General features: G+C 64.8%; 12 protein-coding genes. 4 read left to right on the top strand and 8 right to left on the bottom strand.

What is annotated here, in order from left to right; all coding sequences use genetic code 11:
* Both Q322_RS23165 and Q322_RS24465 read right to left on the bottom strand, forming a co-directional pair.
* On the bottom strand, positions 1-217 hold a 217-nt coding region (locus Q322_RS23165; protein WP_029477026.1), incomplete at its 3' end, for a hypothetical protein.
* Positions 218-323: 106 nt separating this feature from the next.
* On the bottom strand, positions 324-521 hold the full coding sequence (locus tag Q322_RS24465) for a hypothetical protein (protein ID WP_245593167.1): 198 nt from the start codon (positions 519-521) through the stop codon (positions 324-326).
* Between the two features lie 384 nt (positions 522-905).
* Between Q322_RS24465 and Q322_RS0106630 the strand changes: the two genes are divergently transcribed.
* The 3 genes from Q322_RS0106630 to Q322_RS0106620 all read left to right on the top strand — a co-directional run bounded on the left by Q322_RS0106630 (position 906) and on the right by Q322_RS0106620 (position 4,370).
* Positions 906-2,723, top strand: coding sequence for a hypothetical protein (locus tag Q322_RS0106630; protein ID WP_051668302.1), 1,818 nt, complete (start codon positions 906-908; stop codon positions 2,721-2,723).
* A gap of 171 nt (positions 2,724-2,894) precedes the next feature.
* Positions 2,895-3,422, top strand: coding sequence for a hypothetical protein (locus Q322_RS0106625; RefSeq protein ID WP_029477024.1), 528 nt, complete (start codon positions 2,895-2,897; stop codon positions 3,420-3,422).
* Between the two features lie 507 nt (positions 3,423-3,929).
* Positions 3,930-4,370: a thioredoxin domain-containing protein gene (locus tag Q322_RS0106620; RefSeq protein WP_029477023.1), complete on the top strand. Its 441-nt coding sequence runs from the start codon at positions 3,930-3,932 to the stop codon at positions 4,368-4,370.
* Between the two features lie 2 nt (positions 4,371-4,372).
* Here Q322_RS0106620 and Q322_RS0106615 read toward each other — a convergent pair whose 3' ends face one another.
* From Q322_RS0106615 to Q322_RS0106600, 4 genes are all read right to left on the bottom strand, one after another.
* Complete coding sequence (locus Q322_RS0106615) at positions 4,373-4,648, bottom strand: hypothetical protein (RefSeq protein ID WP_029477022.1); 276 nt, start codon at positions 4,646-4,648, stop codon at positions 4,373-4,375.
* A gap of 44 nt (positions 4,649-4,692) precedes the next feature.
* A complete protein-coding gene (locus Q322_RS24780) occupies positions 4,693-4,944 on the bottom strand; it encodes a 2Fe-2S iron-sulfur cluster-binding protein (protein ID WP_029477021.1) in 252 nt (83 codons plus the stop codon).
* Between the two features lie 79 nt (positions 4,945-5,023).
* Positions 5,024-6,196 (bottom strand): permease prefix domain 1-containing protein, encoded by a 1,173-nt coding sequence (locus Q322_RS0106605; protein WP_029477020.1) that lies wholly within the window; start codon positions 6,194-6,196, stop codon positions 5,024-5,026.
* Positions 6,193-6,516 (bottom strand): PadR family transcriptional regulator, encoded by a 324-nt coding sequence (locus Q322_RS0106600; protein WP_029477019.1) that lies wholly within the window; start codon positions 6,514-6,516, stop codon positions 6,193-6,195. The genes Q322_RS0106605 and Q322_RS0106600 overlap by 4 nt, the downstream gene beginning before the upstream one ends.
* Before the next feature lie 210 nt (positions 6,517-6,726).
* Between Q322_RS0106600 and Q322_RS0106595 the strand changes: the two genes are divergently transcribed.
* Positions 6,727-7,362 (top strand): DUF1345 domain-containing protein, encoded by a 636-nt coding sequence (locus tag Q322_RS0106595; protein ID WP_051668301.1) that lies wholly within the window; start codon positions 6,727-6,729, stop codon positions 7,360-7,362.
* 58 nt (positions 7,363-7,420) lie between these two features.
* On the opposite strand, the gene Q322_RS0106590 is transcribed toward Q322_RS0106595, so the two are convergent.
* Both Q322_RS0106590 and Q322_RS0106585 read right to left on the bottom strand, forming a co-directional pair.
* On the bottom strand, positions 7,421-8,215 hold the full coding sequence (locus Q322_RS0106590; RefSeq protein ID WP_029477017.1) for an FAD binding domain-containing protein: 795 nt from the start codon (positions 8,213-8,215) through the stop codon (positions 7,421-7,423).
* A gap of 121 nt (positions 8,216-8,336) precedes the next feature.
* On the bottom strand, positions 8,337-10,733 hold the full coding sequence (locus Q322_RS0106585) for a xanthine dehydrogenase family protein molybdopterin-binding subunit (RefSeq protein ID WP_029477015.1): 2,397 nt from the start codon (positions 10,731-10,733) through the stop codon (positions 8,337-8,339).
* Positions 10,734-10,785 lie beyond the last annotated feature (52 nt).

Here is a 10,785-nt window from a genome sequence, read left to right as displayed (position 1 = left end):
GGTGGCGACCTTGCTGCTCGTCTCCGAAGGTATCGAGGTGGTGCAGCGTGGGGATCGACGACACGTCGATCCCCACTGGCGGCGGGCGCTGAGCTACCTCAAGATCGGTCTCCGGGCGGTTCATTACGCGCTGAGCCGTGGTCAGGCAATCTTCTCTCACCTGACGCTCCAGGGCGGGCCTGACCCTGAGCCACCAGGTCAGCGGAAACGCCTTCATGCCCCTCCTCAAACCACCCTTGAAGTCGGCTGGCAACTCGTTTTTCGTCCGCTCTCATAAAATTTGTCAGGCCGCCAGGTCCCTTCTCTCCCTGTGTTCAGTCTGTTCAGTCTTTCCTGTTCTTCTCGTCCTTCTCGTCGCGCTCGTCCAGCGCCCTCACCACGCCCTCGCTCCATTTGCGGCCCTCGTCGCCGCCCCAGAGCATCCAGGCGATATAGCCGCGCGAGGGCTTTGCGCCGTCCGTACCGGTTTCGTCCAGATGGTCCCCGGCATGACGCGGGAAATACTGCGAGACGTGGCGCACCTAGTCCTCGGTCAGGTGACCGCCGCCTGCGAGTTCCTCGGCCATATGCTCGCCAACCCCGGTGCCACCGAAGCCGTACTCGTCGCGCAGTTTCAGGGCCTTTTGTGCGTTGGCCTACACGTTCTTGGGGACGGAGAGATCAACGTCAGCCATGCCCCACCGTGCCACCCACGACGGCAGGACAATGGTGTGTTGTGCCTCCAACTCAAGGAACGCTTCAGACCAGCACACTCCAGGCAGAGCCGCAGGAACGAGGTTAACCCAGCGCCCGAACAGCGCTTTGTATGAGCGCCCGGTGCATAGTGGGACCGAGATGCGGGGAGCCGTTGCACAACCGAATTGCGCACGGTCCGCCGCCCTGACCGGCCCCGCACGGTCCGGCGCATGACGCGCGGCCTGCGGTCTGGACAGGCCATGACCCGTGTGGGGACAGGCCGCGAAGGCTGGGCCGAACTGGTGGAGTTGTACGAGTACCGGGTGGCCGACACCCTTCAGGGCAAGGTGCCGCGCGGCGGGCGGCGCTCACTGGCCGTGTTGCGCGAGGAGCTGCTGAGCGCTCCGCTGGAGGGAGCGCTGCACCGGCGGCTGCTGGTGGCGGACCGTCAGTACCTGGCCCACCGCAAGGCGGACCGCGCGCCGCAGCCCGGGCCTGCCGCCACCGCCACCCCGCCAGCCCTGTGGAACGCGCCGCCGGGCGGTGAATCTGCCGAGGCGCAGGCGTGGCGGGACCTGCATCTGCTGGCCTGGGGCGACGCGGCGCATGAAGCCCTGCGGACGCACATGCTGGTGTGGCAGCGCGAACCCGGCCTGCTGACCCTGCAGGTGCTGTACACCGCGCTGGAAAATGCCGAGCGGGCCGGACAGGCAGGACTGGCCGGGCAGGTCTCCTTTCCCGTGCCCGCCGTGCACGATCCGCTGACCGATCTGGACAATTTCCGGGTCTTGCAGACGCTGACCGAGGCGGTGGTTACCCTGCTGAGCAAACCCGCTGGACGCGCCCGGCTGGAACTGGCGCTGTCGCAGGTCCACGAGCTGCCCTTTCCGCGCCACCCGGACGAGGATGTGCTGCGCGCCGTGATGGAGGCCGCAGAGCGTGAGCCGCTGGCCCCCCACGCCAGGGAAATGCTGATCCAGGCGCTGCGCACCCACCAACCAGCCCCGCGCGACCCGCGTGAACGCCCGGCCATCCGTGAGGCCGTGCGGGCGCTGGCGCGCAGTCTGGAGCCGCTGCTGAGGGGTGGCCCGCAGTCCGCCCTGGGCCGCGTGCCCCACCACAGCGTGCTGTACGCGGCGCAGCCGAACACTGCACTGGCCGCACCCGACGACAGCGCCAGCGAACTAATGATTCGCCTGCCCGGTGGCCAGGGCACGCGCTGGCGCAGTACCGACTTTCGGTGGCAGGCGCTGGGGCCACAGTGGCAGCTTCAGGCTGGAGAACAGCTCGCGCTGCTGCGCCCCCAGAATGGCCCCACCGGGCGGTGCCTGACGCTGGAACTGCCGCACGCCCGGCTGCGGGCCTTTGTGAGCGGTGCGTACCTGCTGCTGCGCGCCCAGACCAGCCCGCACGAGGACCTGAACCGGCTGACCTCGCTGGGCCGCGTCGTCGCAGTGCTGCTGGACCCCGGTGGAGACTACGAGGCGCTGCGCCTGGCCCGCGCCGCCGCGCAGCAGTTGCGCGGGAGTCAGCTTGACGCGGCGTCGGTGGCCGCCAGCAGCTCGGCACAGTACACCAGGGCCGCCCCGGACCGGCTGCTGGCCTTTGCCCGCAAGGGAGCCGAGACCCTGTGCACCCTGCTGGCGTTGCACAGCGCCCACAGCATTCAGCAGGTCATGCGTGGTGCTGCGCGGCCCCTGGGATTGACCGGCGACTGTACCGGGCGGCTGGTCGCGGCCCTGACGGTGGCCATTCGCCATCTGGAAACCCCGCCCACCCCCCTGCGTCATAGCCATAGCCTGGTGGACCTGCCCCCGGACGGCGGCGCGGTGTGCACAGAACTGCGCGACGATCCCCCGCTGACCCTGCAATTCGGCGCGCGGGCTGTCACCCTGCGGCGTGATTTTCGCGGGCAGTGGATGGCGCTGCTGCCGGGACACCCACCGCTGACCCTGAAAGACCTGATGGTGACGCGTGGTCCAGGCTTCAGCCTGATCCTGGCCCGCCACGGCGACTGGCTAGCCGCCGCCGCTCCAGCGGACGGGTGACCCGGCGAGAAGTCGTAGCGGTCCTGACACTTCGGCCTGATGCGCCCGCCCGGGAAAATGGCAAATGACCCTCCAGGACGCAGAAGATGACCGGCAAATGACGCGCCGCCGCACGTTCCTCACAGCCGGCTCATAAGCTGCTGGGCGGGGGAGGTTAGGGTTGACAGCGAAATGATCCGTCCTCTTCTGACCGTGACCCTGCTGGTGGGTCTGTTACTTCCGGGCCAGGCCCACGCCGTGCCGGTAAAGCTGGACAGCCTGCCGCTCTCGGTGGAACCCAATGCCAAGCTTTTGACCCTGAACCAGGCTGGGATTCGCGCGGCCTTTCCCTCGGCGGCAGGCCGCCCCGACGCGGTGTTCATGACCGAGGACCGCAAGGTCAGCGTAGCCTTTGAGTGGCGGACCAGCAAGCTGGCCTCCAATGAAGTGGAAAAGCTGGTGGCCCAGTTCCCCGCCGTGATCCGCGCGCAGGTGCCCAACGTCAAGACCCTCAAGGCCGGGCTGGTGCAGATGGGCGGCTCGCCGTGGGCGCAGTTCGTCTTCACCACGCCCAGCCAGGCCGACGACCTGCGCCGTGAGCTGATGGTCACCAGCGCCGGGGGCCGCATGCTGGTGGTCACCATTGCTGGGAACGTCAAGGATTATTCGCGCAACGAGGCCGTCATCCGCAACCTGACCAACAGCGTCCGCCTGAACTGATTCAACATACTGGTCCAAGACCGAGAATCAGCACCCCGACGACTGGAATCCATATGAGCGCCGCCCGCGCGCTGATGGATTCCAGCGTCTTTGGATCCCGAACCAGAGGAGAAGCAGTACCCGATTTAAAGTCGGAAGGGCTAGAGATGTCCTGGTGTTGCCTGGCATGATAATTCTCTCGGCATGGCCGTCAGGCGATTGCACTGAGATGGGTCCAGAGCACTCCGCCAACGTGATTTTGCCGCCTCCGCACCGGACGCCCGCCAGTCTTTCCCTCTGGACGATCCACTTACTAAGCAGTTTCTGATGCTCGCCGTTCGTTTTGATGTGGGTCAGCGTGGTGTTGCTGGAGGCGGCCAGATCGCTATTTTTGGCAAATACCATGCCGCAATCCTCGGCGGCCAGGTCCTTGCCCGCTTGCGGGAACGGCCCCAGGCAGCCGCTCTAGCAGGAGAGCGCCCAAAGTCAAAGAAGAGAGCGGGAGGCCGGAGCGCTACCCTCTGCTGCATGAACTGGCCTGCCCCCGCCGACTTTGTTTCCGGCGACCCTCTGCCGCCGCCTGCCAAATGGACGCGCCCCGGAGTGGTGATGACCTTTAACCTGGAATGCGCGGGCTGCGTGTCACGCGGCATTCCCTTCCTGAAAAGGTTGCACACGGAGTTTGGTGAACAGGTGAACCTGCTGGCCGTCCACACCAGCCACGGCCACCGACTCCTGCCGCGTGAGAAAGTGGAGCCGACGCTGATCAGATTCGCCCGCGATTTCGCCAGGCTGCCGTTTCCCGTCGCCCTGGACGTGTCCGGCGAGCTGGCCCGCGCCTGGCACACCCAGGGAACGCCACACTGGCTGGCCTTTGCGCCGGGCGGCGAGCTGCTACGCAGCGTGTACAGCAGTCAGGACAACGCCCAGACCCGCCTGTGGTATCTGCTGGAAGAACGGGTGGGCTGAAGTTACGGCGTCTTGCGCGCCCGGACCGCCCAGATGATGCCCCAGACGGTTAAAATGACAGCGGCCAGCGGCACGGTTAGCAGCAGGAACCACAGGCAGAAGAACAGGTTGGTCAGCAGCGGGCCAATGTCCCAGTTGCCCAGCAGACACGGCGCGGCGTCCATGTACTGAATTTCGCAGCCCAGCAGCGTCGCCGCGCTGCCCGCCAGCAAGGTCGGGACGAAGGGCGACAGCGCCAGGCCCGCGAGGGCGATCAGTCCGGTCTGGGTCCGGTTCATGGGGCAGTGTAGGCGTCCGGTGCAGCGCACGCCGCGTTGTTGGATCACGGTTGAGCGGGGCGATTCACACCCGGAGCGGCAGCTCCCGCAGACGCTTGCCGGTCAGCGCGAACACCGCATTCGCCCCGGGCGTCAGGCAACTGCGCGCCGTCCACCAGCACGGTGCAACTGCCGCACAGGCCGATGCCGCAGCCGTCATGCGTGCCGGTCAGGCCCACCTCGTCGCGCAGCACCCACAGCAGCAACTCGTCGTCCCGTTTCACGGTTCGCATCTTGCCGTTCACTTTCAGTTGCACGCGCCATCTCCGTGAACCCACCATAACGGGGAGGGTCAGCGGTGACAGCGCGCGGCCCTGTAAACGGGCAGGAAAAGGCTCAGTTCGGCGCGTCGGACGTGGTTTTGGCGGGAACAAAGATGCCGGATTTGAGGTTGCCCAGCGGGATATTGGTCACGCGGACGAGGAGGGCAGGGGTGCGTCCATCAGGGTAGACGAGGCTTAGCTGATCTGGATCACTGACAAAGGCAAGCCGTTTCTGAGAACTTTTAAATGTGATCTGCCCTGCTGCGTCAACGGGCGCAACATCGAGATCATAATTTTGTCCTTCGCGCCGAATCACGAGCATTGCAACTTCGCTTGTTTTGAGGGTTGTCTTGAGCTTATGCACGCCCGCGTCCGCAGGATAGATTGAAAAAATACTGCCACTAAATTCGCTCCCCTGAGCGTCGCCGTGTAAAACATAGCGAAGCAATTCTAGCGCCACTCCTCGATAAAACGCTGGCCCGATTTCAGGCTGTGTGCTGTCGCCGAACTGAAGTTTTAAATTATCGGAAACGATAACAGGAGGTTGATATCCTTGAAATTTCACTGAGTTTGATTGATTCCGGTAAAAGCTGCTGGCAATGGCAGCGGCGAAATAGTATTTCTCACCCTTGACGGTAAAATTAGACGGCAAATCGATTTGATTGGGTTTGGATTTAGTAGTTAGATTGAGGCGAATTGTGCCAGAACTCAGCGTAGTGACGTTGCCACCCTGGGCAGCTACTGCTTTTTTAATACTGCTTAAACTGAGATACGCACCTTCATAAACTTTTGGATCATTGAATGTGTAGCAAGTAATTCCCGCTCTCCGACTAACAATCGTGACATTATAGCTAATGGGGGCTGTCCCACGGACGCAAGACGGTGTGATAGGCCGGTTGGTCAACACGGGGAGAGTGATGACGTTCCCGTCATTCCCCCCCGCCAGCGCGTACAGGGCGGCACTCAGCGCCACCGCGTCAGCACCCGCCATCAGGATCAGTTTGGGCATCAGGTACACTCCAGTCATTCCGGCACTGACACGGGTGGGCGAACCCAGCTCGGCCAGCGCGCGGGCAAGGGCTTCGGGTGGGGCCGCGCCGCACGCCTGGAGCTGCGCGGCACGGGTCAGCAGATGTTCTTCCAGCTCGTCCCAGACCTCCTGCTGCCGCTCACGGGGCAGGCCCCAGGTGGCGCGGCGCAGGTAGGCGCGGACAGCGGGCGTGAGTTCAGTCGTGGCCGCAGTCATGGGCTGCCCAGCCGCCCAACCGCTCCGGTGAAGCTGGAGAACTCGGCGCGTTTGGCCGTCAGCGCTTGCCGCCCGGCGTCGGTGACCGAGTAATACTTGCGCGGCTTGCCGTTGCGCCCCAGCTCGCCGGGTTGCGCGGCCAGCAGCCCGTCCTGCTCCAGTCGGTGCAACGCGGGGTACAGGCTGCCTTCCTTGAACTGAAAGTAACCGTCTGTCCGCTCACGCGCCTCCTGAATGATGGCGAAGCCGTAGAGGGGTTTGTCTTCTAGAATGGTCAGCAGGATCAGATCGAGGTTGCCGCGCAGCAGGTCGGGATTCATGGAGCCTCCGGGGAGAAGTGGGTGGGGCGTGGACCGCGTGGCGTCCCGCACTGCTACCACCCCCAACATAGCTATGTCTGTCTACATAGTCCATCTGGGTATGGGATTTGTCAAGCCCAGTCTGTCTCTGATGCTCTCAGAGTGAACCTGCCAATTTCCAAACCGTTGTGCTCTCCCCTGCCTGGGCTGGGCAGCGCGGGCGTATGCTCCATGCATGTTGCCCGCCGAGCGTGTGCCGACCGCCGTTTATCGCCTGTTGACCGGGGTGGGGTGGGCGTCGTGGCGGGCCTGCTGACCCCCGCCGCATGGCCCTGGGAGGCGCTCTGCGCGGCGGTGCTGCTGTGGCTGCGGCTGCTGCTGTGGAAAGCCTCGCCCCAGCAGACGCGGGCGCTGGCGCTGCGCGAGGACGACACGCGGGCGCTGGCCGGGGGCGTCACGCTCTCGGCCTCGCTGGTCAGTCTGGTGGGCGTGATCTTCACGCTGCACCAGGCAGGCACCGAGAAGGGGCTGGCGTCCATTGCCCCGACCGTGCTGGCGGTCCTGACCGTCGCCGCCTCGTGGCTGCTGGTCCACGCCGAGTACACCCTGCACTACGCCCGCAAGTTCTATACCGACGGCGCTGGCGTGACCTTCCCGAAAGACGGCGGGGGCACCCTGGACGATCCCGATCACCGCAATTTCGCCTACCTGTCCCTGACCATCGGCATGACCTTCCAGGTCAGCGACACCGACATCAACACGCGCGCCTTTCGCCGCCTGCTGCTGGGCCACGCGCTGCTGTCGTACCTGTTCGGCGCGGTGATCGTGGCCGTGACCATCAACGGCGTCGCGGGGCTGATCGGCTAGCGGGACACCCCAAAAAACCTCCTCCCACACGTTCAGGAGGAGGCGTGTGGAGCCAGGACTAGCCCAGGCGTTTGGCCGCCCGGTCCGAGAGCACGTCCACCAGATGCGCCCGGAACTCAGCGCTGGCGAAGCGGTCCCCCAGCATGTCCGCCCCCTCCACCAGCCCGGTTCCGGCGTCCTGTCCGGCGTTCAGGCGTTCTTCGAGCTTGGGCAGCCGCGCCGCCTTTTCCGCCGCACCGGTGTAGGCCGCGCGAATCTGGCCGTCCGCGTGCCGGGCCATCGCCACACCCACGATGGCGTAATGGCTGGCCGGGTGGCGGTATTTCTCGTACACGCTGGCGCTGATGCCTCTGGGAATGCGGATGTGGGTTAACAGCTCGCCGTGCTGCACGGCACTCTCGAACATGCCCAGGAACATCTCGTCGGCCCCCACGGTACGCTCGCCGCCCATCCCGCGAATGACGAACTCCGCCCCGGTTGCTAAAGCCGCCGCCGGGTAATCCGCGCTGGGATCGGCGTGGGCCAGGCTGCCGCCGATGGTGCCCCGGTTGCGGACCATCGGATCGCCCACCCAGCCCGCCACCTCGGGGAAGAGGGGGAGCTGGCTGCGAAGCACGTCGGCGTGCGTGGTCATCGCGCCCACCACGTAGAAATCGCCGTCCTCCTTGATGCCCTTGAGTTCTTCCAGATTGAAGATGTCCAGCAGCGCGGGCGGCTGCGCCAGACGCAGCTTCATGGCGGGCAGTAGCGAATGCCCGCCCGCGATCACTTTCAAATCGGGATTGTCGGCCATCGCCTGGAGGGCGGCGTCCACGCTGGCGGCTTTTTGATAGTCGAAATTGGCTGGATACATGTTTGCCTCCTTTGGTCGGCCTCTAAGGGTCTAACGGTCAAGCCGCTAAAAAGCTCAGAAGATATTGCTCAGTTTTCTTTTTGCGGTTAGACCTTTAGACCGTTAGACGGTTTGACAGCTCCTAATCGTCCGCGGCCTGTCCCATCCCCGCACGCGAGTCCCGGATGGCCTTCCAGACCTTCTCGGCGGTGTAGGGCATATCCAGGTGTTCGATGCCGCACTCGTGCCACAGCGCGTCCAGCACGGCGTTGGCGACGGCGGCGCTGCTGGCGATGGTGCCAGACTCGCCGATGCCTTTCACGCCCAGCGGGTTGTGCGGGCTGGGGGTCACGGTGTGGTCAATCTGGTACATCGGCAGATCGTCGGCGCGGGGCATGGTGTATTCCATGTATGACGCCGCCAGCAGGTTGCCTTCCTCGTCGTATGCGCCTTCCTCCCACAGCGCCTGGCCCGCGCCCTGGGCGATGCCGCCGTGGACCTGGCCCTCGACGATCAGGGGGTTAATTAGGGGGCCGCAGTCGTCCACGCAGCCGTAGTTGCGGAGGTCCACCTTGCCGGTATCGGTATCAATTTCCACCACGGCCATGTGCGTGCCGAACGGATACACAAAGTTCTTGGGATCGTAGAAGGCGGTGGCCTCCAGCCCCGGCTCCATGCCGTCGGGCAGGCTGTGGGCCAGGTGCGCCATCAGCGCCACGTCAAAGAAGGTCTTGGACTGATCCGGCGCACCCTTGATGCGGAAGACGCCGTTCTCGTGTTCCACGTCCTCCTCGGAAGCTTCCAGCAGGTGCGCGGCGATCTTCTTGGCCTTGGCAGTGATCTTCTGGAGGGCCACTTTCAGGGCGCTGCCGCCCACCGCTGCCGAACGGCTGCCGTAGGTTCCCCAGCCGTAGGGCATCCGTCCGGTGTCGCCGTGAACCAGGTCAATGTCCTCAATCGGAATCTGCAACTCGTCGGCGGCGATCTGCGGGAAGGCGGTTTCGTGGCCCTGCCCGTGGCTGTGTGAGCCGGTAAACAGCTCCACCTTACCGGTGGGGTACACGCGCACCAGGCTGGATTCCCACTGCCCGGCCTGCGCCCCCAACTGGCCCACCAGGGCGGACGGCGCGAGGCCGCAGGCTTCCACGTAACTGATGACGCTGACGCCCAGAATCTTGTTGCTGCCCTTCATGCGTTCCTGCTCGGCGCGCAATTCCGGGTACTTCATCATGCCCAGGGCCATGTCCAGCGCGGGTTCATAGTTGCCACTGTCGTAGACCAGGGCCACCGGCGTCTGGTACGGAAAGTCCTCGGGCTGGATGAAGTTCTTGCGGCGGAATTCGGCGGGGTCTTCACCCAGCGCGTGGGCCATCGCGTCCACGGTGCGCTCAATGGCGTAGGTGGCTTCGGGCCGCCCTGCACCACGGTAGGCGTCCACTGGCACGGTGTTGGTCATGACACCCTGCACCTTGACGTGGACGGCGGGCAGCTTGTACACGCCGTTGCAGAGCGTGCCGTACAGATATGTCGGCACGGCAGGGGCGAATAGCGTTTGATACGCGCCCAGGTTTGCCAGCGTGTTGACGCGGAAGGCCAGCATCTTGCCGTCCTTGTCCACGGCCATCTCGGTCTCGGTTTCGTGATCGCGGCCCTGCATATCGCTGACAAAGGCCTCGGAACGCCGCGCCGTCCACTTGACCGGGCGACCCATCAGGCGGGCGGCCAGCAGCATGATGACCTCTTCCTGGTACTGGAAGATCTTGGAGCCGAAGCCCCCGCCCACATCCGGGCTGATCACGCGCAGCTTGTGTTCGGGGATGTTCATGACGAAGGCCGCCAGGATCAGTCGGTGGATGTGCGGGTTCTGCGAGGTGGTGTACAGCAGATACTCGCCGCTGGCCGGGGTGAACTGCGCCAGCGAGGCGCGCGGCTCGATGGCGTTCGGGATCAGGCGCTGGTTGGTCAACTTGAGCTTGACCGTTTTGTAAGCGGCGTTGAACCCCTCCTGAACGGCGGTGGCGTCCCCGATTTCCCAGTTGAAGGCCACGTTGCCCGGCACGTCGTCATGCACCACGGGTGCACCCTCAGCAATGGCAGCCCCGGCGAAGGCCACGGAGGGCAGCGGTTCGTAATCCACTTCCAGCATCGAGGCGGCGTCCTCGGCCAGCGCACGGTTCTCGGCCACCACTACGGCCACGATGTCGCCCACATGGTTGGCTTCCGTCAGCGCAATAGCGGGGTGCGCGGGCGTCTTGAGTTCCGGGAGCAGCCAGCCCACCGGAATGCTGCCGATCCCCGCATCGGCGATGTCCTGCCCGGTCAGGACCGCCACCACGCCGGGCATGCCCGTGACACTTTCTTTGTTAATGCCGCCAATCTTGGCGTGCGGGTACGGGCTGCGGACCATCGCGGCGTGCAGCATGCCCGGCAACACAATGTCGTCGGTGTAGTTGCCGGTGCCGGTGATAAAACGCGGGTCTTCCTTGCGCTTGAGGGCCTGGCCGAAGTATTTGTCTGTTCTGGATTCGTTGCCGGTCATCTCGTGTGCCTCCGGGAAGTTGATGGTTGAAAGTTAACGGTTGATGGAAAAC

Origin of the sequence: Deinococcus frigens DSM 12807, from assembly GCF_000701425.1 — a bacterium.
In the GTDB taxonomy this organism is placed as follows: Bacteria; Deinococcota; Deinococci; order Deinococcales; family Deinococcaceae; genus Deinococcus; species Deinococcus frigens.
This window is presented reverse-complemented; position numbering and strand designations above follow the sequence as displayed.

What these genes read in the sequence shown, in the direction of transcription:
- Q322_RS0106630 (WP_051668302.1), top strand. Translation starts at nt 906, where the DNA reads ATGACGCGCGGCCTGCGGTCTGGACAGGCCATGACCCGTGTGGGGACA.
- Q322_RS0106625 (WP_029477024.1), top strand. Translation starts at nt 2,895, where the DNA reads ATGATCCGTCCTCTTCTGACCGTGACCCTGCTGGTGGGTCTGTTACTT.
- Q322_RS0106620 (WP_029477023.1), top strand. Translation starts at nt 3,930, where the DNA reads ATGAACTGGCCTGCCCCCGCCGACTTTGTTTCCGGCGACCCTCTGCCG.
- Q322_RS0106615 (WP_029477022.1), bottom strand. Translation starts at nt 4,648, where the DNA reads ATGAACCGGACCCAGACCGGACTGATCGCCCTCGCGGGCCTGGCGCTG.
- Q322_RS0106605 (WP_029477020.1), bottom strand. Translation starts at nt 6,196, where the DNA reads ATGACTGCGGCCACGACTGAACTCACGCCCGCTGTCCGCGCCTACCTG.
- Q322_RS0106600 (WP_029477019.1), bottom strand. Translation starts at nt 6,516, where the DNA reads ATGAATCCCGACCTGCTGCGCGGCAACCTCGATCTGATCCTGCTGACC.
- Q322_RS0106595 (WP_051668301.1), top strand. Translation starts at nt 6,727, where the DNA reads ATGCATGTTGCCCGCCGAGCGTGTGCCGACCGCCGTTTATCGCCTGTT.
- Q322_RS0106590 (WP_029477017.1), bottom strand. Translation starts at nt 8,215, where the DNA reads ATGTATCCAGCCAATTTCGACTATCAAAAAGCCGCCAGCGTGGACGCC.
- Q322_RS0106585 (WP_029477015.1), bottom strand. Translation starts at nt 10,733, where the DNA reads ATGACCGGCAACGAATCCAGAACAGACAAATACTTCGGCCAGGCCCTC.